The sequence below is a fragment of the Corynebacterium sp. HMSC05D08 genome (assembly GCF_001807215.1).
GTDB classification, from domain to species: Bacteria; Actinomycetota; Actinomycetes; order Mycobacteriales; family Mycobacteriaceae; genus Corynebacterium; species Corynebacterium striatum.
Map to the genome: position 1 here is coordinate 3399 of NZ_KV788329.1, position 22445 is coordinate 25843.

Below are 22445 nucleotides of genomic sequence, written 5' to 3' on the forward strand. Positions count from 1 at the left end.
CAGCGCTGCGCATCAGCCGGGCTGTGTGCTCGCGTCCAATGTTAATGCCCCGGCGGCGCAGCACGTGCCGCATCTTCTGTACGCCGTAGACGTCGTAATTCTTGGAAATGAACGTCGTGACTATGCTCCACGAGGGCAGCGTCGCGAAGACTGCGGGCGCTTAAGCCCCGGGCCTTGGATTGGCGGTATCCACGCGAGCTAAGAAAGATGCCTTCGCGATGCGTGTTTAACGTCTGGCAGATGATCTCGACGCAGCTTGGCGGCCTCTGCCACAAGGTCCTCAGGCAACCGTTCGGTAACGCGTCCCTCACGTCGAGCGGGCTTGCGTCCATTGCCCCGCTGTGTGCCATGATCTTGCAGGCTGCCTGCGTCGAAATACTCTCCGCCAGAATGCGGTCTTCCACGAGGCGGACCACACGGTCTTTTGCCTCCTGATCAAACTTCTTCGGCATGTTCGAGAATTTTCCCATTTACTCAAACGGAACAAACCGAGGGCATTTTACGGTAAGACCGAAGGAGAAAACCCAATATCAAAGGCCGCCCAACGTCGCGAAAGAAAACCAAGAACTGCGTAGGGCCTACCTCAGCTTTTAAGCGAGGCGTAATAGGCGGCGTATCGGCTGCATCGACACCATGGATCATGGAACTGAGTGTTTCTAGCGACGGAGAATTATCACCGAGAACCCGAAGGATCTCTGCCCAAGTCATACCCTCGTCATAAAGTTTCTTCACCGTAGGGCGAAGAGCTCTTAGTCGAGCCGGAGAAAGCTGCTTTCCGGTCATAGACATAACTCAAGGTTCTCTCCGTGCACTGGCCTACAAACCAGCACACGACTCGCGCTACACGAGGTCTCATAAAAAGTCCGCAGTCCCTCGTCAAGCGCGTGCGAACGTGACCTCAAGGTCTGCTTTTGCGTGGCTGGGTGTTTGCTAAGGGGCCGTGATTACTTCGCCGCGCGACGCTGACGAGCGAACTCAGAGAGCACGGCACCCACAGCAACGGAGGCATTCAAGGACTCAACCCACGCGGTCATCGGAATGGACATGATGACGTCGCAGTTCTCGCGCACCAAACGGGAGATGCCCTTGCCCTCCGAGCCGATGACGATGACCACAGGGTCCTTGCCGCCGGTGTAGGTATCGAGGGTGTGCTCGCCGCCAGCATCAAGACCCACGACCTGGTAACCCGCCTGCTGGAACTCCTGCACCGTACGGGTCACGTTGGTCACGCGCGCCACTGGCAGGCGAGCCGCGGTACCCGCGGAGGTACGCCATGCCACCGCAGTCACCGAAGCCGAACGACGCTCCGGAATGATGACGCCGTGGCCGCCGAACGCAGCCACCGAACGGATGACGGCGCCCAAGTTGCGCGGGTCGGTGATGTTGTCGAGGATGACGAACATGCCCGGCTCGCCAGCGTCCTTCGCGCGGTCCATGAGCTCGTGGAAGTCCGCGTACTTGTACGGCGGAATCTGCAGGCCGATGCCCTGGTGCATACCATTGCCGGTCATGCGATCCATCTCGTGACGCTGAATCTCAAGGATAGGAATGTTGCGGGAATTCGCAATGGCCACGGCCTCCGACAGGCGCGCGTCGTTGCGGGTGCCCTGCACGATGTACAGCGAGGTAGCAGGCACCTTTGCGTGCAGACACTCCACGACCGGGTTACGGCCGACGACCATCTCCGCCGTCTCCTTCTGGTGGCGGCCCGAGTTGCGGCGCTCGCGCTCCAGCTTGGCCTTGTGCTTCGCGTGGTAGACGCGGTCCTCTGCCTTAGGCGTTGGTCCCTTGCCCTCAAGGCCCTTCTTTACCTGGCCGCCACTGCCTTTAGTAGCGCCTTTCTTGTTGGTCTTGCGGATGCCCGCGCCGCCGCGGCCGTGTGTACGTGCCATGAATTCTCCTTAGGCTAGCGACCAGGTGGGGCCGTCAGCAGTGTCAGTGATGGTGATGCCAGCGGCGGCGAGGCGGTCGCGGACGGCGTCCGCAGTTGCCCAATCCTTCTCCGCGCGGGCTTGGGTACGGCGTTCCAGTTCCGCTTGGACGAGGACGTCCAGCGCTGCATCCGCATTGCTTGTCGACGCCCCATCTTTCCACTGTTCATCCAACGGATCAAAGCCCAGCACCGCGGCCATGGCGCGCACGGACTCAGCCGCCTTGCGGGCCTCGTCTGCAGACCCTTCTGCCAGCGCCTTGTTTCCGGCACGGACGGTGGTGTGGATTTCGGCCAGTGCCTTCGGCACGGCGATGTCGTCGTTCATCGCGTCCTCGAAGCCCTGGGTCCAGTCTCCTACAACGAGGTCGTCGAACTTGTTCACGAAGTCCTCGATGCGGCGGTACCCGGCAGCGGCCTCGGTCAATGCCGCCTCGGAGTATTCCAGCACGGAGCGGTAGTGCGCGGAGCCGAGGTAGTAGCGCAGCTCGACCGGGCGGACGATCTCCAGCATGTTGTCGATGGCCAGCACGTTGCCCAGGGACTTGGACATCTTCTCGCCGGCCATGGTCACCCAGTGGTTGTGCATCCAGTAGTTGGCAAACTTATCGCCCGCCGCGTGCGACTGCGCTACCTCGTTCTCGTGGTGCGGGAACTGCAGGTCAAGGCCACCGCAGTGGATGTCGAATTCGCTGCCCAAGTAGTAGGTGGACATAGCCGAGCACTCCAAGTGCCAGCCTGGGCGGCCTTTGCCCCACGGGGTGGGCCAAGAAGGCTCGCCGGGCTTGGCGCCCTTCCACAGGGCGAAGTCCTGCGGACCGCGCTTTCCGCGCGCAAGCGCCTCTTGTCCCTCGCCTTGGTCCATATCCTCGACGCGGTTGCCGGATAGGGAGCCGTAGTCAGAGCCCTCTGCAGCGTTCCAGGCGGTCACATCAAAATAGACCGAACCAGCGCCGTCTACCCCCGCGGTATCGTCAGGTACCGCGTAGGCGAAGCCGGCGTCGATAAGCCGCTGCATGTAGTCCACCATCTGGGTAACGAATCCCGTGGCGCGCGGCTCTACCGATGGCGGCAGGACGCCTAGGGTGTTGTAGGCCTTGGTGAACTCGCGCTCGTAGGTGGAAACCCACTCCCACCAGGGGCGACCGTTGTCTGCGGCCTTGTTGAGAATCTTGTCATCGATGTCGGTGACGTTGCGGACGAAAGCCACGTCTAGGCCCTGCGCCATGAGCCAGCGGCGCAGGATGTCGAAAGCTACGCCGGAGCGCAGGTGGCCGATGTGCGGCTGGGCCTGCGGGGTGGCACCACACAAGTAAATCGAGGCATGCCCTTCTTTTACGGGCACGAAATCGCGCTGGGTGCGGGTGGCGGTGTCAAAAATGCGTAGGTTACTCACCCGAACCATTCTAGGCTATGGGCTCTTGGCTGTTTGCGGTTGCTTTAAGACACAGAGATGCGCCTTCCACGCGCGCCTTTCCCGGCAGATATCCAGCCCTGGAAACCAAGACCTCCTGTTCGCTTTCGCCCACGCTTTCCGACGCCGCGCTTTTCACCAGGGAGCTGCATTTCCAGGGCTGGGTGATTGTGGAGGGAGGGGTGGCTGAGCGTCGGACGCGGTGGGGGCTGGGCCTAGTGCTCGGCGCGGAGCACGGTGGCGAGGAGCGAGCCAGCGGTGCGGTCGGTCTCCTGCAACATGAGCGGGTCGGTTCCCGGCATCGGGGAAATCGTGGTGTCAGGCCACTGCGAGTAGGTGGGGATGCCGATGACGTGCAGGCGCGGATCGGTGCTGCCGTCGGGGCGAACAACCTTGCGCTCCCAGGTGGTCTCCGGGGAGCCCGTGGCGTTGCCGTGGTCCACGAATGGACGCACGCGCTCCTGCAGGGAAACCGCGAGGAGGTCTGACGGGCGGCGCACGTCGGGGGAGTGCATCCACGCATCGATGAGCCAAGGGCTGGTGGCCGTGCGCTCGCCGGAAGTCAGCGTGAACTCAGCATCGGTCCAGCTCAAGGCGGGGCGGCCGCCGAGGAAGGTGGCCAAGCCGGCGTCGACGAGGGCGAGCAGCTGGCGGGTGCGGAACAGCGGCGGGCCGGAGCCGACCATCTGGCCAAAGGCCATGAATTCCTTGTAGTTAGTGGTGCGCGATTCCCAGGTCATGCGGCCCTCGGAGCCAGCAATCGAGGAAGGCTTGCGGGCCGCGGAAATGGCCCACAGCGCGGCCTTCAAAGGGGAGTCGGCAGCAGCGACTGCTTCCACGATGTCGCGGGCAAGTCCCTCAGCGATGTAATCGGTGAGCTCTTCGATGGTGGTGCCGGCGAAGTCAGCGAGCGGATTGACCCAGTGCGCCAAGTCGAGTGGCTCGGAAGAAACGCCCTCGAGCGCCGCGTTGAGCTCGCGGGAAAGTCCCACGACGTCCTGTGCGGAAAGCTTCGCTGCGTCGATACGGGAGACAATCTCCGTGAGTGGAACCTGCAGCGCATCTGGGCTAACGCGTGCCTGGGTCTCGTAGTACTCGGCGTAGGCATCGCGCACGATGTGTGGCAACAAGTCGCGGCCGAAGTCCACCTCGCGGCCTTGGACCAGTGCCAGCTGCTTGCGGAAGCGCACCAGCTCCGCGCGCGGCGGCAGTGCGTGGTGCTCGGATTTTGGGATGTAGGGGTAGCCGCGGCCGGAGGAGACCACGAAGTGTGGCTCGTTGCCGGATGGCTCGTAGCGCAGGCCCGAGCGTGTGGAGTTATCGGTGTGGAAGACGCCGCCGCGGTCGATGGTCAGGAGCGCCATGCTGTCGAAGAATCCCATGCCTAGGCCGCGCACCAGCACATCCTGGCCCGCCGGCACCTCGGAAATGGGCTGTTCAACTGGGTTGTTGGGGCGTACCCAATGCAGCTGGGAGGAGACCTCGGCCAGGTGCTGCTCAGAGTCAGTTAGACCGGGAACCTGCCAGCCGTAGGCCAAGGCAGTGGCGTCGCTTGCAACGTGGGAGCCGTCGGCAAGAACGATGACGTCGTGGCCCTCAGCCTCGTTTACAGCTACTGCGCGCGAGGAGTGGTTGACCACGGTCACGGTCTTAGGCAGCTGTGCCAAAGCCACCTCGAAAGCCCAGCGCAGGTAGGCGCCGTAAAGCGCACGCGATGGGTTGGACTCGGGGCGGGTGGCCTCGATTTCGGCGCGGAAGGACTCGTCGATGGTGACGGGGTGGGCGTCGAAAAGTGCCTGCTTAGTAGGGGAGATGCCATCTCGTTCACCACGCAGGAGCTGGATCCACTCGTACTGTATGGGGCCTTCCAACACGGGGGCCGTCATGGTGGACTCGGGCTCGGTGAAGAGGGTGACCGCGCCTGCGAGGGTGTTCATGCACAACGTCTGGGTTTGTTCGGTATCCCAGATGCGGCCGGCGCCGAGCTGCGCGTCGTCGATGAGGTGCAGCGTGAGGCGTGGGATCTCCGCAAGCGTGTACAGGTGAGCGGCGAGGCGCTCTACGACTGATATGCCGCGTGGGCCCATGCCCACGATGGTGATGGATGGCGTGGATTCATGCGAAGCCAATTCTATTCATCCTTAATGGCGGGTCTGCAGGCTCGCCGTTTGAGAAAAATTATTAGACCGTTTTGTCTATGGAATTTATACCAACAAGTCTACGTTGTGTTAGTTTACAAGCCTATTTACACTCTCATAAACGAAAGCTACCTCGTGAAAAAATTCCGCACTATCGCCAGCGTATTGGGTGCAGCGGCCCTGCTCGCAGGATGCGCAGCGCCCAGCGGCGAACAGGCAGGGGAGGACAGCAACGTCCTGACCTACCTTGAGCCGCAATTCTTCCGCACACTGTATCCACCCGCGGCCGGCTTTTACCCTAATGGCGGCGTGGTTAACCAGCTGACCGACCGCCTGCTTTACCAAGACCCTGAGACTTTGGAGCTCTCCCCGTGGATCGCCACCGAGATGCCCGAGGTGAACAAGGACGCCACCGAGTACACGTTCAACATCCGCACGGACGTGACTTACTCCGACGGCACCCCGCTGACCGCGGAGAATGTGGTGCGCAACTTCGATCTTTATGGCCTCGGCGATAAGTCGCGCACACTGACCTCCTCGGAGCAGATTGCCAACTATGACCACGGTGAGGTCGTGGACGAGGACACCGTGAAGTTCTACTTCTCGGAGCCTTCCCCGGGATTCCTGCAGGCCACCTCCTCTTATAACGCGGGCCTTTTGGCGGATAGCTCTCTAGAGCTCGACGACGAGGGCTTCGGACCGGGCAACGCGAAGAAGGTTATTGGCTCCGGCCCGTTCGTGGTCGATTCCGAGAAGATCGGTACCGACCTCGTTCTCAAGACCCGCGAGGATTACGACTGGGCTCCACCGGCAGTGGAGCACCAGGGCCGCGCCGACATCGATGGCGTGCACTACATCTTGGCTGCAGAGGAGTCCGTGCGCACCGGCGCGATCGTCTCTGGCCAGGCCGATATTGCTCGCCAGATCTCCGCGCCGCAGGAAGGCCTCCTCGAGAACAAAGGCGTGCAGATCATCTCTCACGGCACCAACTCCATTAACAACCAGTTGGGCTTCCGCTTCAACCACCCGTTCCTGCAGGACAAGCGAGTACGTGAAGCCATCATTCACGGCATCGACCGCGAGGAAATCCTCCGCGTGCTCTTCTCTGAGTCCTACCCGCTGGCTCAGTCCTCCGTGGCCCAAACCGGGCTGGGCTTTAAGGACCAGTCGGCGGCGTACACCTTCGACCCTGAGGAATCGAAGCGCCTGCTGGATGAGGCCGGCTGGAAACCAGGCCCGGATGGAATCCGCGTCAAGGACGGCAAGCGCCTAGTCCTGCGTTCGAATACCGCGCTGCCACAGCCGCGTTCCAAGGAAGTCATGACCATGGTCCAGGATCAGCTAGGCGCGCTGGGCATTGCGATTGAGATCAACCCGGGCGACCAGGCAACTCAGAACGCAGATGCGAAGTCCATCGACAAGGTGCAGCTCTATCACATCATGGTGGGCCGCGCGGATTATGACGTTATTGCCTCTATGTACTCGGTGAACAACCGCGACGCCCTGCTCAACCAGGACAAAGAGGGCAATCCTCTCGACGCGAAGCTGGAAGAGCTGCTGGGCAAGGTGACCTCCAGCCCCAAGTCTGAAGACCGTAAGAAGGCCGTCGAAGAGGTGCAGGATTACCTGACCGAACAGGCTTACGTCATCCCGTTCTTCGAGGAGCCGCAGGTCTACGCAGTGGCACCGGAAGTGCACGGCTTTAGCCCCGAGTCCGTGGCCCGCCCGTGGTTCTACGAGGTCAGCCTTGAGCAGGAGGATAAATAAATGACTACCAAGCAATTTGCCGCCCGCATTGGGCAGGCCATCCTGGTGCTGCTGGTGACCTACACCGTGGCCTTCTTCCTGCTGTCCGCATTGCCTTCCGACGCGGTCATGTCCCGCTACGGCGACCCCGCCCTGGGCCTGTCCGAGGCGGAGATTGCCGCCATCCGTGAGGAGATGGGCGTCGATAAGCCGCTGCTCGTGCAGTTCTTTACCGGCCTCATCGGATTCTTCACCGGCCACTTCGGAAACTCCACGCAGACGGGTGCGGCGGTGTCGACGCTCATTGCCGACGCCCTCCCACACACGTTGATTCTGGCCGTCTGCTCGATTGGCCTGGCCATCATAGTGGCGCTCCTCGTGACCTTCCTGGCAACCCTGCCGGGACTCGGCGCGATTGCCACCTTCTTCCGTGGGCTGCCTTCCTTCATGGTTTCCCTGCCGGGCTTCTGGATCGGTATCCTGCTCATCCAGCTCTTCTCCTTCCAGCTGGGCTGGGTGCGCATCATTGAGCCTTCCAGCATTGAGGGCCTGATTCTGCCCACGCTGACCCTGTCGGTACCGATGGCGGCACCGCTCATTCAGGTCCTCATTCGCTCCATCGACGAGACGCAAGCGATGCCTTTCGTGCAGGCGGTGCGCGCTCGCGGCGCCTCGGAGTCGTGGATCTTCTGGCGCAACATCTTGCGCAACTCCCTCCTTCCGGCACTGACTATGGCGGGCCTGCTCTTCGGTGAGCTCGTCGGCGGTGCCGTGGTCACGGAGACCGTCTTTGGCCGCAACGGCCTGGGCTACATGACGGCGCAGGCGGTCTCCAACCGCGATACGCCGGTTCTGCTGGCCATCGTCCTCATCGCCGCGACTGCCTACGTCATCGTCAACCTCGTGGTGGATCTGCTGTACCCAGTCCTGGACGTGCGTCTGCGCCGTCCTGCCCAGGATTCCGTGAAAGGAGCCCGCGCATGAGCGCGCCAACATCTAACGCCGTGAACACCGCACATCCGGTCGACGGCATCACCACACTGCGCCGTAACCGCCGCCCCGTCGGCCGCGCCCAGCGCAACCCGTGGACCAGTCCAGCCTCCATCGGGGCTTTCGTCATCCTGGTGGTGGCTTTCCTCGCCGCCCTTTTCCCGGGCCTGTTTACTAACTCTGACCCGTACGCCGGCACCGACGTCGCGCTGCTGCACTCGAGCTCCGAGCACTGGTTCGGCACGGACGCCGTAGGCCGCGACCTCTACGCTCGCGTGGTCTACGGCGCCCGCCAATCCCTGCTGGGCGCGCTGATTGCCGTTGCCGTGGGTCTCGTGGTCGGCACCTTGCTCGGCCTGCTGGCCGGCTCGCTGCGCGGCTGGGTCGATTCGGGCATCATGCGCGTGGTTGACGTGCTGCTGTCCATCCCCGGCATCCTGCTGTCCCTGTCCATCATCATCGTGCTGGGCTTTGGCTCCCTGCAGGCCGCCGTGGCTGTCGGTGCGACGTCGATTGCCACCTTCGCCCGCCTGGCCCGCTCCCAGGTCATCACCGTGGCTGGCTCCGACTACATCGAGGCCGCCTACGGTGCTGGCGCCACCCCGGCGCAGGTCATGGCCCGTCACATCCTGCCCAACTCCCTGACCCCGGTCATCGCCCTGGCCACCCTGCAGTTCGGTTCCGCCATCTTGCAGCTGTCCATCTTGGGCTTCCTGGGCTACGGCGCCCCAGCGCCGACTCCGGAGTGGGGTCTCATCATCGCGGAGGGCCGCGACTTCATGGCTACCGCATGGTGGCTCATCATCTTGCCGGGCTTGGCAATCGTGGCCGTGGTGGTCTCTGCCAACCGTCTTTCCCAGAACTTCCGAGCGGAGGCATAAAAACTCATGACTGATAACCACACTCCTTTGCTCAAGGTTCGCGACCTCAATGTTTCCTACACCACCGCGGCTGGCGAGGTGCCGGCCGTCCAGGGCGTCAGCCTCGAGGTCTACCCGGGCGAAATCACCGCCATCGTGGGCGAGTCCGGTTCCGGCAAGTCCACCTCGGCGATGGCCGCAATCGGCCTGCTTGCCTCCAACGCGCAGGTCGACGCCGGAACTATCGAGTTCCAGGGCCGCGACATAACAGACCTCGACAACAAGCGCTGGCGCGAGCTGCGGGGCCGTTCCATTGGCCTCATCCCGCAGGACCCGAACAACTCGCTCAACCCGTTGAAGACAATCGGTGCTTCGGTGGAGGAGGGCCTGGCTATCCATGGCGTTGGCACTGCGGCTGAGCGCAAGCAGCGTGCCATCGAGCTGCTCGACCGCGTGGGCATCGACGACCCTGAGCGCCGCTACGGCCAGTACCCGCACGAGCTTTCCGGTGGCATGAAGCAGCGCGTGCTCATCGCGGCTGCAGTGGCGCTCGAGCCCGAGCTCATCATCGCCGACGAGCCAACCTCCGCGCTTGACGTCACGGTGCAGAAGGTCATCCTGGACCTGCTCGATGAGATGCGTCGGGAAACCGGCGTGGGCATCCTGTTCATCACCCACGACCTGGCGGTGGCAGGCGATCGCGCCGACCGCATCGTGGTGATGGAAAAGGGTCAGGTCCGCGAGTCGGGCCAGGCGGCCAGGGTTCTCACTGATCCGCAGCACGCTTATTCACGCCGCCTGCTTGCCGACGCCCCGTCCCTGTCCGTAGCCGACGTCGCTAAAGCTAAGCGTCGTCCCGCGCGCAGCACCGAGACCGTGCTGCGGGTGCGTGACCTCACCCAGCGCTACGGCGACTTCCTCGCGCTCGATGGCGTGAGCTTCGATGTCGCCAGGGGAACCACCCATGCGCTGGTGGGCGAGTCCGGTTCCGGCAAGACCACCACTGGCCGTTCCATCGCCTTGTTCAACGCGCCGACCTTTGGCTCCATCGAGCTGGCCGGTGCGAATGGTGGCTCCACCGAGCTGACGAAGCTGAAGGGCAAGGCTCTGCGCGAGGCGCGTAAGAACGTGCAGCTGGTGTACCAGAACCCGTATTCCTCCCTCGACCCGCGCCAGTCCATCGGCGACGCCATCGCTGAGCCACTGCGCAACCTCGCGGGCGCGTCCAAAGCCAAAGCGAAGGTCCGCGCCCAGGAATTCCTGGAGCTGGTTGCCTTGGACCCGCAGCACTACGACCGCCATCCGCGGGAGCTTTCCGGTGGACAGCGCCAGCGCGTGGCCATTGCCCGCGCGATGATCGTGGAGCCGGAGTTGGTGGTTCTCGACGAGGCAGTCTCTGCGCTCGACGTGACCGTGCAGGCACAGATCCTGCGCCTGCTGGCAGACCTCCAGGATGAGCTGCAGCTGACCTACGTCTTCATTTCCCACGACCTCGCCGTGGTCAACCAGATCTCGGACACGGTCTCCGTCCTCTCCCACGGCCAGCAGGTAGAGTTGGGCCGCACCGCGGACGTCTTTGCGAACCCGCAATCCGAGTTCACCCGCACCCTCATCGACGCGATCCCAGGACAGCGTTACCGCGCCGGTGACCTCAATCTGGGCCTGTAAGGGCCCGAAAGTTAAGGAGTTTTCATGGCAGACATCATCAACCAACTAGCCGAGGTCAGCCCGGAGATTGCTAAGCTGCGCTCCCGCCGCCCTGACGCTTTGGCTAACGCGCAGCTCTCCTTCGAGGCACTTCTCGAGCCGGCTGAGGAAGGAACCTTCCCGTTTACTGAGCGCTATGCCGTGGCCGCCTTCGTGGCTGGCATCTACCAGTCCACGAACGCCCGAGACTTCTACGCCGACTTGCTGGCTGACGACGCCCCGGCAGAGCTCAATGCCGCGGTACAAGAGGCCATTGCGCACGGTATTTCCGTCGGCCCATACGCAGATGCCGAGGGCATTTCTGGCGATGCCGCCGGATTCATCACCTTCGAGTCCGTTGCCGGGCTAGGAGAACGCCTCGTTGCAGCCTTCGACTTCGCGCATCTGCTGGTGTTCCATCCCAAGGACACAGCGCCCGAGGCCATCGGCCACCTGCAGGCGGCGGGCTGGTCGGACGATGACATCGTCACCCTCGCGCAGCTCATTTCCTTCCTGTCCTTCCAACTGCGCGTCATCCACGGCCTCGTGGTCTTGGGCGGCTCTACGGCTTGTACTCCGGAAACGGAGAGCAAGGAGGGCGTCGCCAAGCTAGGCTGGCAGAACCACGAACGTACCCTGACCCCGGACGTCCATGCTCCAGAAGGTTTTGTGAACCACTCCCTGGGCTGGAAGCCATGGCTGGCACCGCTGCCCAAGGATGAATTCACCCCAGAGCACACCGACGCGCTGATCCGCCCGGAGCGTATCGACTCCGAGTATTTCCGCCTGCTGGCCCGCGACCCTGCGGCGCTGAAGGCACGCACACTCACGGACCTGGATATCTTCTACAACACCGACGGAGGTATGGGCCGCGCCGAGCGTGAGCTGGCCGCAACTGTGGTCTCCCGCTTTAATGGCTGCGAGTTCTGCGCTTCGGTGCACCAGCAGCGCTCGAAAGACGAGGGCGGCGATGCCGATGCCGTGGATCGTCTGCTCTTTGAGGGACTCGACGCAGATCTGGGTTCTGAGCAGTGGGGCGTTATACGCGACGCCTCCCGCGAGCTGACGCGTACTCCGTTCGCCTTCAACTCCGGTTGCGTGGCCAAGCTGCGTGGCGTCGGATTCGATGATTTGGCCATCATCGACCTCATCAACTCCGCCTCTTTCTTCAACTGGGCCAACCGCCTGATGCTCACCATCGGCGCACCCGACGTGCCTAAGCGCTACCGTTAACAGCACATACGACGAGAAGGAGTAAACCATGACCACCTCGAAGATTGCGGTTGTAACAGGTGCCACCGGCGGCATGGGCCGCGAAATCATCCTTGACCTCGCGCGCGACCACCACGTGTATGCGTTGGGTCGCCGCGCAGACGAGCTCGCAGGCATGGACAACGTGACCCCAGTTGCCATCGACCTTGTGGAAGCCTTGGACAAGGATGAAGAGGAAAACATCGGCCTGCCGGAGCTCGACCGCGTGGACGTCCTAGTGCATGCGGCGGCACGGGCGGACAAGTACTCCGTGGAATCGGCGCGGCCGAAAAACTGGCGCGAGCAGATGGACCTCAACGTCCACGCGCCTTCTGAGGTCACCCGCCGCTTGCTGCCGCAGCTGCGCCAGGCGGAGGGCATCGTGGTGTTTATCAACTCCGGAGCTGGCATTCATAGCTACGGTGACAACGTGATTTATTCGGCCACCAAGCACGCTTTGTACGCGCTTGCCGACGGCCTACGTATTGCCGATCCTGCCATCCGCGTCAGCACTGTCTCGCCGGGACCGACTGACACCCCAATGCTAAAGGGACTACAGGATTACGACCCTGCCCATGTCATTGCACCTATTGAAGTAGCAAAGGCAATTCGCGCTGCAGTGGATGCGGGACCTTCAACGCAGCTTACTGAGATTCGTGTTCGCCCACGTATTGAGCTGGCGTTAAGAAAATAAATGAAGTTACCATACTAGTTGTGGAAGTCACAGCTCCTCGACATGCGATTTTCTGAGAGGTCGGTAAGATCTGGGAACTGTGACTGAAACCACCCGCCGCAGGCCGGCTTATTTGACCATCGCGGATTCCCTGCGCAGCAGGATCGAATCCAAAGTTCTCAAACCCGGCGAGCGATTCCCCACCGAACGCGAACTTGTTCAAGAGTTCGGCGTCGCCCGCATGACCGTCCGTCATGCGCTCGACATCTTGCAGATTGAGGGATTGATTGATCGCAAGCGCGGCCGCACCGGTGGTACCTTCGTACGCGCTATTCCACCGACTCTGAGCCTCACCAGCGAGCACGGCATCCTACAGCAGCTCACTGAGCGCGGATTTAAGACGCGCGTGGAAGTTATCTCCCTCGATAAGCTCGAGGTTCTTTCTCACGTGGCTGGAACCCTAGGTGTGGAAGATACCGCGTTAGTGTGGGAGCTCAAGGGTGTCCACTACGTCGACGAGACCCCAATCAGCGTCACCAAGGTCACTATCCCAGTCGAGCTCGTACCGGATCTGGATGAGCATGAACTCAACCAGCCACTGCTGCCACTGCTCGAGACCTATGGACTCAAGTCTGTGTACAAGCGCGAAAACATCATTGCCGCCACTGCCCGCGCGGAGGAGCAAAAACTCTTGGGCGTGGGCCGCTCTCACCCGATGCTGCGCTTTAGCCGCATCATCAAGGCAGCTGATGACACCGTCATCGCCTTCCAAGAAGAAACGCTGCGCCCCGACGTCGCCAACGTCGAGGTTGTCTTGGGCGAGGATCCTTCCCACCAAAAGAATCCTCGCACCTCGACTAGCGCCAGCTTGTCCTGACTAGCGCCAGCTGGCGCTAGTCAGCGTCTACTGCGCGGTTACGCAGCGCACGCGCCATGCGGTCGCGCTGCTCGGTCACGGAGCGGCGCAGGCCGCCCGCCAGATCGCGCTTGAGGAACTCGTCGGCCTCATCCAGGGTCTCCTGCGAGATTGCCCACGACGGGAACAGGCCGGTCACGGAGGTCAGGCCAATCTCGGAGGACTGGGAAGACCAGACCTTCTCCGCCACGTCGAAGAACTCTGACGTCGGCAGCAGCTCATCGGAGCCGGGGTAGGTGAGTCCCTCAAGCTTCGAGGTCAGCTCGCGGTTGGTGAGCTCACCGGCCACGATCTCATCCCACACCGCACGCTTGTTCTCAGCAGTGTTGACAGCCGCGCGCGCACGCACCGCAGCCTGGTAGCCGGTGGCGGAGTTATCGCGAGCCAGCTGAGCGTCTACAGCAGAGGAGACGTCGTCAAGCGCGCCGTCGGCAGCCAGCGCCGCGATGGCGTACCAACGCAGGCCCTCGTCGTCCGAAGACTCCAGAACGTCCTGCAGAAAAGCGCGGGTGCCATCGGTCAGGCGAATCTTTGCCAGCGCCTGGGCGAAGATAATGGAGCGCTCCGGATCGGAATCCTTGGTGCCTTCGAGGAGGGCGTCAGCAAGCACGGTGCTCTCCTTGGCCCACGCTGGATCCGCGTAGTTGGACTGTGCGGAAGAGGCCTGCTGCAGGATGCGCTCGAGCACAGCCAGCTCGGTCTCCGCAGCCGCGCCACGTGCCACCAGCGCCACGAAATCGCGCGCCTTCATCGCACCGCCGCGGGTCATCTCCCAAGCAGCGGACCAGCACAGAGTGCGCGCTAATGGGTCCTCGAACTTGTCGATGTTGCCGATGAGGAACTCCAGAGAACCCTCATCCAGGTCCAGCAGCGCATATGTGAGATCATCGTCGTTCGGCAGGATGAAGTCGATGTCCGCGCGCTTCTTGCCCACGAGTTCGGCAATCTCGGTGCTTGCGCCGTCGATGTCCATCTCGATGCGATCGGTGCGCACGACCTTGTCGCCCTGCAGGGAGTACAGGCCCACGCACACGCGGTGGGTGCGCAGGGTATCGCCGCTCTGTACCAGCTCAGCGGCGGTGATAATGCCTGCAGAGTCGGTCTCGGTGTGCACGCTTAAGCTGTTGATGCCCGTGGTCTTGAGCCACTGCTGCGCCCAGAAGGACAGGTCGCGGCCGCTGGAGGTTTCGAGTGAGGAGAGGAGGTCGTCGAAAGTAGCGTTGGAGTACGCATGCGCTTTGAAATGGCGGCGCACGCCGGCGAAGAAGTTCTCGCGGCCCACGTATGCCTGCAGCTGCTTGAGCACGGACGCGCCCTTGGCGTAGGTGATGCCGTCGAAGTTCTGCTCCACGGTCTCAATGTCAGAAGCATCGGTGGAAATCGGGTGCGTGGTGGGCAGCTGATCCTGCTGGTAGGCCCACGACTTCTCCACGTTGGCGAAGGTGACCCACGCAGTGTCGTACTGGGTTTCCTCAGCCTGGGAGATGGCGGCGGACCAGGTGGCGAAAGATTCGTTGAGCCACAGATCATCCCACCACTCCATGGTGACCAAGTCGCCGAACCACATGTGAGCCAGCTCGTGGAGGATGGTGTCCGCGCGGCGCTCGTACTTGTAGTGGGTGGCCTTGGAGCTGAAGACATATTCGTCGCGGATGGTCACGCAGCCTGCGTTCTCCATGGCGCCGGCGTTGAACTCTGGCACGAAGATTTGGTCGTACTTGCCAAACGGGTACGCAAAGCCGAAGTTGCGGTGGTAGAAGTCGAAGCCCTGCTTGGTCTCGGTGAGGATGCGCTCGGCATCGAGGTGCTCCGCCAGGGAAGCGCGGCAGTAGACGCCCAGCGGCACTTCGAGCTTCTGCGCTGGGTTGCCCTCTGGGTGTTCGCTCAGTTCGCCGGTCCAGGTGTCGGTGACCTCGTAGTAGGAGCCAGCGCACAGGGCGACCAGGTAGGTGGACAGCGGGTAATCGATCTCAGTGGACCAAGTCTGGGCGCCGTTTGCGCCCGCCGTGGTCTGGGTGGGGCCGTTCGTGATGACGGTCCAGTCAGCTGGGGCATCGAAAGCCAGCGAGTAGGTGGCCTTCATGTTGGGCTGGTCGAAGCAGGCGAACACGCGCTTGGCGTCGGCGGTCTCGAACTGGGTGTAGAGGTAAACCTTCTCATCTGCTGGGTCTACGAAGCGGTGCAGACCCTCGCCGGTGTGGGAGTAAGGAATCTTGGCTACGACCTTGAGCTCGTAGTCAGCCACCTGTAGGCCCGAAAGGGGAACGCCGAACTTGGCCTCATAGGCGTTGGTGGGCAGGGGAGCACCGTTGAGGCGGAGCTCGAGGAGTTCCTCACCGCGCAAGTCGATGAAGGTGGATCCCGCTTGCTTGACGTGGAAAGACACCACGGTGGTGGAGATAAAGTGCGTCTCCGAATCCGTGAGGTCTAGGTGAACGTCGTAGTGCTTCACGTCAATCATCTGCGAGCGGGCGTTTGCCTCCTCGCGGGTGAGGTTGATCGAGGTCATTGGGTGTGCTCCTCTGCTTGGTGAATAAGTTTCTGCATCAACCTTAGTCGTGCGCCTAGGGTGGGAAATCGTCAATTACCAATGAATTTTTGTTTGAAGGAGTCAGCATGGCTGAAACCGTGAAGTTTTGGTTCGATTGCACGTGCCCGTTTGCGTGGGCGACCTCCCGCTGGATTAAGGAAGTAGAAAAGGTCCGCGACATCGAGGTCACCTTCGAACCCATGTCGCTGTCCGTGCTGAACGACGGCCGCGATCTTGATCCCGGCTACATGGAAATGATGAAGGCTAACTGGGGCCCTGCCCGCGTTGCCGCAAAGGTGGCGATTGAGGCCCCAGAGAAGGTCGATGCTTATTACACCGCGATGGGCACCCTCATCCACGGCAAGGGCCAGGGTGGCAAGAAGGGTTACGGCGCCTACGACGAGCTCATTGCGCAGGCGCTTTCCGACGCTGGCTTGCCCACCGAGTTCGCTTCCGTTGCGAACACCGAGGAAGTGGACGAGCAGCTGCGTGCTTTCCACAACGCCGGTATTTCTGAGGTCGGCGACGAAGTGGGAACCCCAGTGGTCAAGCTTGGCGATACCGCTTTCTTCGGCCCAGTTATCACCCGCATCCCAGAGGGCGAGGAAGCCGGCGAGATCTTCGACGCTGCTGTCCGCCTGGCGCAGTACCCTTACTTCTTCGAGATTAAGCGCACCCGCACCGAGTCCCCGCAGGTAATTGAAGATTAATTCCTGGCCTTGGACTCTTGGGCCGGCTTGAGGCTGGCCCACGCAGTGAAGGACAACACTGCTGAGAAGACCGTGACGAATGGGATGAAAAAGCTCAGCAGGGCAAAGCCCCCGGCACCCACCATGAGGTTCCGGGGCTTCGTGCTGTCTGTGCTCATTGCCGTGACCAGTGCCAGAGCGGCCATGACAAAGGGGGCGATGCGTGAGACGACGATCATGGCAGCGCGCGCAGTCTCCGGCGAGACGTTGAGCGAATCGAGGCGCTCCTGGAACAAGAAGGTCCACAGGACCTCGACCAAGACCAAGACGGTAAAGGCCAAGCCGATGACGAAGTAACGCTTGCCGGTGCGGGAAGGCTCGTTGAGGTGCAGATACGTGATGGAGAGGAACAACAGCACCAGCAACGTGGCTATGGGCGCCACCATGCCTGCGATGTTGATGATGGGCAGCGTCATCTGCGCGGAGTATTCCTCCCACGCTGAGTGCGCCCAGGTAGCCCACGACGCCGCGCCAATCAGTGCGGTAATTCCCACCCGGAGGTCACGGTGCGCGGGGAAGCAGTAGAACGCTCCGAGCACGATGTGGGTGAGGGTAATCAGGATAGTGCCCACGAACGGCCCCACAAAGGGCGGAAGAATGATCGGAAAAATCGCTAGCAAGAACACGCTGGCGATGAAGATGCTAATTACTAGTTGGGTGGCGAAGCGTTCATTCATGGGGGCGCTGCCACCTTTCATCTGAGGTATCCCCGGAGGCATCTCTTAACGGGGGGTTGATTATTGCTAGAACGTCGATCATAGCAACAGGGTTGCTCGCGAGACTGTAGTATCTGGGGCATGCGCGTTTATCTAGGAGCAGACCATGCAGGTTTCGAGACGAAGAATGTCATCGCCGAACACCTGAAGAAGCAGGGCCACGACGTTATCGATTGTGGCGCACACGTTTATGACGCTGAGGATGACTACCCAGCATTTTGCATCGAGGCAGCACTGCGTACTGTCAACGACCCAGGCTCCCTCGGCATTGTCCTTGGTGGCTCTGGCAACGGTGAGCAGATTGCAGCGAACAAGGTAAAGGGCGCTCGTTGCGCTTTGGCGTGGTCCCCAGAGACCGCCCGCCTGGCTCGCGAGCACAACAATGCACAGCTCATCGGCATTGGCGGCCGTATGCACTCTGAGGAAGAGGCGCTCGCTATTGTCGACGCCTTCCTTGACCAAGAGTGGTCCGCTGCTGAGCGCCACCAGCGCCGCATCGATATCCTTGCAGAGTACGAGCGCACTGAGATTCCACCGGAGATTCCGGAGGTTTAAGAGCCCTTTAACTTCGCCGCACTTAAGAGAAAAGCGTTCCCTAAACCATTGTGGTTGGGGAACGCTTTTTGCGTTTAGCGCGTCCTACTTGACGTGGAACTCGTTCGGGTGCGGACCGCCGCGGCCTTCCTCGCCCAAGTCGAGGTCGGTGATTGCCGCCATCTCGTCCTCGGTCAGTTCGAAGCCGAAGACATCGAAGTTCTGCGCAATGCGCTCCGGGTTGGCGGACTTGGGGAACACAATGACGCCGTTTTGCAGGTGCCAACGGATGATGACCTGGGCAGGGGAGACGCCGTATTTCTCAGCAGGCTCGGTAACTGCGTCGACCTCGAAGAGGTCCGTCTGGCCCTGGCCCAATGGGCCCCAAGCCTCGATCTTTACGCCGTGGGCGCGGAAGGCGTCCAGCTCGCGCCAACGCTGCAGGTAAGGGTGCAATTCTACTTGGTTTACCACAGGGGTGACGGAGGTGTGGGTTTCTAGCTGCTCGAGGTGCTCCAGCTCGAAGTTGGAGACACCAATGGACTTGGCCTTGCCGGCCTTCTGCAGCTCAATCATCTGCTTCCATGCCTCGACGTAGTTGCCGTCTTCCGGGCATGGCCAGTGGATGAGGTAGAGGTCCACGTAGTCGAGGCCTAGCTTCTTCAAAGACTCGTCGAGTGCAGCCGCGGCGTTGGTCTGGCTGTCATTCCACAACTTGGTGGTGATGAAAAGCTCCTCGCGCGGGATGCCAGAGCTGGCGATTGCGCGGCCTACGCCTTCCTCGTTGCCGTAGACGGCAGCGGTGTCGATGTGGCGGTAGCCCACGCGCAGTGCCTCAGCGACGAGTTCCTCGGTCTTGTCTGGGTCGACTTTGAATACGCCGTAGCCCAGCTGCGGGATCTTCTTGCCGTCGTGCAGTTCAATCATTGGTACAGTCATGCGGCCCAGACTACGTGCATTTGCCACGGCTTGGCAGACACCGCCGAATAAACACGGTTTATCCACGGGAAAAGCCCCTGACCATGTGGTCAGAGGCTCCTCATGAATCCAGTAACAAGGCGTTAAAGCGGCATCTAGAAGTCGAAATCGAAGTCGAAGAGTCCGCCGCCGTCGCCACCATCGTCGCCACCGAAGAGGCCGTCGAAGAGTCCGCCGCCGTCACCGTCGCCGCCCATGTCGCCGCCGGCATCTCCCATGTCGCCGCCCATGTCACCGCCGAAGTCGCCGCTTTCAGCTGCAGCAGCGGAGTAACCGATGCCCGACATTCCAGCGAACATAGCGTTGAACATCATGGAGTAACCCACCATCCAGACACCGGTGCTAAGGGCATCGGCCCACCAAGGGCGGGAGTACCAACCGGCCGGAACCGGGCGACCCGCGACCATGCCACCTGGGTAGTAGTTAGGAGTCTCGTTGGATGCATAAGGCGAGGCAGTAAGGGTCTCGCCATTTGCTTCAACGGTGCGGCGCTCGGTGACCTTACCGGCCTGGCGCTGACCCTCTAGTGGCGGCAGCTCGGGGCCGGGGTTCATGCCCATGATTTCGCGTGCAGCGTTGACGTAGTGCATGCCCTCGAGCGCAGACTCGCGGGCCAGGTTTGCCTGTTTAACAGTGGTGGCTTGCGAAATTGCTGAGTTCGCAGCGGTAAAACGCTCGGATGCGTCGGCCATGGCCTGCATCGATGCAGTGTCGGTTCCGGAAATCTGCATCACCTGGCCGCCAAGGCGCTCGGTCCAGCGGCGGGCATCGGCGAGAGCATCATCAAACTTCTGTGCTTCGAGCTCAGCCTGCTTCTTCTTATTGCCGCGGGAGGCCAAGTATGCAGCGCCGCCGCCGAGGACGATGATTACGAGGAGTAATGACACTTAAACTCACTTCCGATTTCTAAAGACTAAATTTCGCACTTACCGACACAACGCTACCGCCTCGCAATTAGTTCCCCGCCAGATCTGCCAAAATCCGCGCTTAATCTGTGGAGTTGGGTGCACCGAAGCCAGCCGCGGGGCGCCGATTAGTGGCCCCAGTTTCCTATTCTCGGCCGCGGTGCGCTAAAGTAGTCCGCAGGTCAAACATCGCAGGATGTAGGACTGTGGGAATGTCGTATAGTGGCTAATACCTCAGCCTTCCAAGCTGAAGACGCGGGTTCGATTCCCGTCATTCCCTCCAAGTTTCACCGCTCGGCCTTTCTCGAGGCTCGGGCGGTTTCTGTGTTCTGGGGGAGGGGCTGGCGCCTGGCTGCTGGGGCGGCTGGATGCCCAGACCCTAAAGGTCCCTCTCCAAAGGTACTTTTACGAGTACCTGCCGTTGCATGGCAGGGCTTTATGGTCCCTTTACCCCACAAAGGGACCAAACGAATGGGACCAAACCAAAGGGACCACTTTGCGCCGCGTCGAGTATTGCCGCTACGGCGACATTGTCTGCAATCAATCGCCGGGAATTGCACACCTCATTTACGCCTCTCCAGGCTCGCAAGAAACGGCTTAAGGCAAGCAAGTTGCGGACGTATTCGCGGCACAAATTAAGGCCCAATAAACTGGGAAAACTCGCTTAAGTGGGGGTCGGTGTTAGGTCAATTAGCGATATGCCGGTACACTAACCCCAGTAAGCAACGCAGCCACGGCGAAAAGCATGAAATGTTTGGAGACCGTGGAGGCCTACATACGGGGCGTGGCGCAGTTTGGTAGCGCACCTGCTTTGGGAGCAGGGGGTCGCAGGTTCAAATCCTGTCGCCCCGACGTATGGGGGTCTGGAAATACCCTTAAGAGTATTTTCAGACCCCTTATTTACATTCTGAACCAATTAATGCCAGGAGAGTTTCTCGTGAAGACCACCGTAGACAAGCTGAGCGATACCCGCGTCAAGCTCACCGTCAACGTTCCGTTCGCTGAGCTGGACAAGGAAATCGACCAGGCCTACGCGGCGATCGCGCAGCAGGTATCTATCCCGGGTTTCCGCAAAGGCAAGGCTCCGCGCCAGCTTATCGACGCCCGCTTCGGCCGCGGCCCGATTCTCGAGCAGGTTGTCAACGACATGCTGCCAACCCGCTATGAGCAGGCAGTTCAGGAGAACGAGCTCAACGTTATTGGTCAGCCAGATGTTGACATCTCCAAGATCGAGGACAACGACTTCGTCGAGTTCACCGCTGAGGTTGATGTTCGCCCAGAGATCGCGGTTCCGGACTTCTCCAAGCTCTCCGTTACCGTTCCAGCTATCGAGGCTAAGGACGAGGACGTCGACAAGGCTCTTGAGGACCTGGCTTCCCGCTTCGGTGAGCTCAAGGACACCAAGCGCAAGATGAAGACCGGCGACTTCGCCATTATCGACATCGTCGCTGAAATCGACGGCACCAAGCTGGACGAGGCTTCCTACGAGAGCATGTCCTACCAGATTGGTGACGACGACCTCATCAAGGGCCTCGACACCGCACTGCGCGGCATGAAGACCGACGAGGACACCGAGTTCACCTCCACCATCCAGTCCGGCGAGCACGCTGGCGAGGAAGCAACCATCAAGGTTCACGTTCAGCAGACCAAGGAGCGCAAGCTTCCGGATCTGGATGACGAGTTCGCACAGATGGCTTCCGAGTTCGACACCATGGACGAGCTGCGCGAGTCCACCAAGACCCGCGTTGAGGAGTCCAAGAAGGCTGAGCAGGCTGCCAACATCCGCGACGAGGTTTTGAAGGCTGCCCTCGAGGGCACCGAGTTCGAGCTTCCGACCGCTGTGGTTGACGAGCAGGTTCACGCACAGCTCCACCAGATCCTGGGCCAGCTGGCACACGACGAGAAGGCTCTCGCCCAGCTGCTCGAGGCACAGGGCACCACCCGCGAGGACTTCGATAAGGAAGCTCGCGAGTCCGCTGAAGAGTCCGTCCGCACCCAGCTCTTCCTGGATGCTGTTGCAGACGAGGAGCAGCCTGAGGTCTCCCAGCAGGAGCTGACCGACCATATCCTGTTCACCGCTCAGTCCTACGGCATGGACCCGAACCAGTTCATCCAGCAGCTGCAGTCCAACGGCCAGATTGCTAACCTCTTCTCCGACGTCCGCCGTGGCAAGGCTCTTGCAGCCGCTATCTGCCGCGTTGACGTGAAGGACGAAGACGGCAACAAGGTTGACGTTGAGCAGTACTTCGGTGAGATCGAAGAAGAGGGCGCTGAAGATGCTACCGAGGAGAAGTAGTTTTCTTTCGTAGCGAGCGGTTTCTAGCGCACTAGCAAACCCCGGATTCATTCATGAATCCGGGGTTTGCCTGATCGTGAACGCCCTCTAGAGATGTGCTGTGATGTCTAGTGACTTCTTGGACTCGGAGTCC

At 61.3% G+C, this 22445-nt stretch carries 18 protein-coding genes and 2 tRNA genes; 12 read left to right on the plus strand and 8 right to left on the minus strand.

The window, feature by feature from the left end; all coding sequences use genetic code 11:
• The 4 genes from HMPREF3148_RS14230 to HMPREF3148_RS06255 all read right to left on the minus strand — a co-directional run.
• Positions 1-73 (minus strand): hypothetical protein (locus tag HMPREF3148_RS14230; protein ID WP_371440710.1); only part of this gene is annotated, 73 nt, incomplete at its 3' end.
• A gap of 871 nt (positions 74-944) precedes the next feature.
• A complete protein-coding gene (gene rlmB, locus HMPREF3148_RS06245; protein WP_070508904.1) occupies positions 945-1892 on the minus strand; it encodes a 23S rRNA (guanosine(2251)-2'-O)-methyltransferase RlmB in 948 nt (315 codons plus the stop codon).
• Positions 1893-1901: 9 nt separating this feature from the next.
• Complete coding sequence (gene cysS, locus HMPREF3148_RS06250; RefSeq protein WP_070508906.1) at positions 1902-3335, minus strand: cysteine--tRNA ligase; 1434 nt, start codon at positions 3333-3335, stop codon at positions 1902-1904.
• Positions 3336-3559: 224 nt separating this feature from the next.
• Positions 3560-5431 carry an FAD/NAD(P)-binding protein gene (locus HMPREF3148_RS06255; protein WP_049063129.1) on the minus strand — a complete coding sequence of 624 codons (1872 nt, stop codon included), beginning with the start codon at positions 5429-5431 and terminating at the stop codon, positions 3560-3562.
• Between the two features lie 57 nt (positions 5432-5488).
• Between HMPREF3148_RS06255 and HMPREF3148_RS06260 the strand changes: the two genes are divergently transcribed.
• From HMPREF3148_RS06260 to HMPREF3148_RS06290, 7 genes are all read left to right on the plus strand, one after another.
• A complete protein-coding gene (locus tag HMPREF3148_RS06260) occupies positions 5489-7249 on the plus strand; it encodes a TIGR04028 family ABC transporter substrate-binding protein (protein ID WP_080969986.1) in 1761 nt (586 codons plus the stop codon).
• Positions 7250-8212 (plus strand): ABC transporter permease, encoded by a 963-nt coding sequence (locus HMPREF3148_RS06265; RefSeq protein ID WP_049151680.1) that lies wholly within the window; start codon positions 7250-7252, stop codon positions 8210-8212.
• Positions 8209-9099 (plus strand): ABC transporter permease, encoded by an 891-nt coding sequence (locus HMPREF3148_RS06270; protein ID WP_070508907.1) that lies wholly within the window; start codon positions 8209-8211, stop codon positions 9097-9099. Before HMPREF3148_RS06265 ends, HMPREF3148_RS06270 begins: the two co-directional genes overlap by 4 nt.
• A gap of 6 nt (positions 9100-9105) precedes the next feature.
• Positions 9106-10746 (plus strand): dipeptide ABC transporter ATP-binding protein, encoded by a 1641-nt coding sequence (locus tag HMPREF3148_RS06275; protein WP_049151682.1) that lies wholly within the window; start codon positions 9106-9108, stop codon positions 10744-10746.
• Positions 10747-10770: 24 nt separating this feature from the next.
• Positions 10771-11997, plus strand: a complete 1227-nt coding sequence (locus tag HMPREF3148_RS06280; protein WP_049151683.1) for an alkylhydroperoxidase domain protein — start codon at positions 10771-10773, stop codon at positions 11995-11997.
• Between the two features lie 28 nt (positions 11998-12025).
• On the plus strand, positions 12026-12709 hold the full coding sequence (locus HMPREF3148_RS06285; protein ID WP_046645606.1) for an SDR family oxidoreductase: 684 nt from the start codon (positions 12026-12028) through the stop codon (positions 12707-12709).
• A gap of 79 nt (positions 12710-12788) precedes the next feature.
• Positions 12789-13565, plus strand: a complete 777-nt coding sequence (locus tag HMPREF3148_RS06290; protein WP_049151684.1) for a GntR family transcriptional regulator — start codon at positions 12789-12791, stop codon at positions 13563-13565.
• A gap of 16 nt (positions 13566-13581) precedes the next feature.
• Here the strand turns inward: HMPREF3148_RS06290 and pepN are convergent, their stop codons facing one another.
• On the minus strand, positions 13582-16113 hold the full coding sequence (gene pepN, locus HMPREF3148_RS06295; protein ID WP_049151685.1) for an aminopeptidase N: 2532 nt from the start codon (positions 16111-16113) through the stop codon (positions 13582-13584).
• A 107-nt stretch (positions 16114-16220) separates the two neighbouring features.
• Between pepN and HMPREF3148_RS06300 the strand changes: the two genes are divergently transcribed.
• Entirely contained in the window at positions 16221-16844 is a 624-nt protein-coding gene (locus tag HMPREF3148_RS06300) for a mycothiol-dependent nitroreductase Rv2466c family protein (protein ID WP_049063324.1), read from the plus strand.
• Here HMPREF3148_RS06300 and HMPREF3148_RS06305 read toward each other — a convergent pair.
• On the minus strand, positions 16841-17560 hold the full coding sequence (locus HMPREF3148_RS06305) for a hypothetical protein (protein ID WP_049063322.1): 720 nt from the start codon (positions 17558-17560) through the stop codon (positions 16841-16843). The two genes, HMPREF3148_RS06300 and HMPREF3148_RS06305, sit on opposite strands and share 4 nt — an antisense overlap.
• 120 nt (positions 17561-17680) lie before the next feature.
• Between HMPREF3148_RS06305 and HMPREF3148_RS06310 the strand changes: the two genes are divergently transcribed.
• The gene (locus tag HMPREF3148_RS06310) at positions 17681-18154 is read left to right on the plus strand and encodes a ribose-5-phosphate isomerase (protein WP_005530955.1); all 474 of its coding nucleotides are present in this window, start codon (positions 17681-17683) and stop codon (positions 18152-18154) included.
• A gap of 84 nt (positions 18155-18238) precedes the next feature.
• On the opposite strand, the gene HMPREF3148_RS06315 is transcribed toward HMPREF3148_RS06310, so the two are convergent.
• Both HMPREF3148_RS06315 and HMPREF3148_RS06320 read right to left on the minus strand, forming a co-directional pair.
• The gene (locus HMPREF3148_RS06315; RefSeq protein ID WP_049063320.1) at positions 18239-19072 is read right to left on the minus strand and encodes an aldo/keto reductase; all 834 of its coding nucleotides are present in this window, start codon (positions 19070-19072) and stop codon (positions 18239-18241) included.
• 134 nt (positions 19073-19206) lie between these two features.
• The gene (locus HMPREF3148_RS06320) at positions 19207-19998 is read right to left on the minus strand and encodes a DUF4349 domain-containing protein (RefSeq protein ID WP_005530952.1); all 792 of its coding nucleotides are present in this window, start codon (positions 19996-19998) and stop codon (positions 19207-19209) included.
• Between the two features lie 226 nt (positions 19999-20224).
• Between HMPREF3148_RS06320 and HMPREF3148_RS06325 the strand changes: the two genes are divergently transcribed.
• The 3 genes from HMPREF3148_RS06325 to tig all read left to right on the plus strand — a co-directional run bounded on the left by HMPREF3148_RS06325 (position 20225) and on the right by tig (position 22312).
• Positions 20225-20299: transfer RNA gene (locus HMPREF3148_RS06325), tRNA-Gly, on the plus strand.
• A 495-nt stretch (positions 20300-20794) separates the two neighbouring features.
• A tRNA-Pro gene (locus HMPREF3148_RS06330) sits at positions 20795-20868 on the plus strand.
• Between the two features lie 85 nt (positions 20869-20953).
• On the plus strand, positions 20954-22312 hold the full coding sequence (gene tig, locus HMPREF3148_RS06335; protein WP_049063317.1) for a trigger factor: 1359 nt from the start codon (positions 20954-20956) through the stop codon (positions 22310-22312).
• Positions 22313-22445 lie beyond the last annotated feature (133 nt).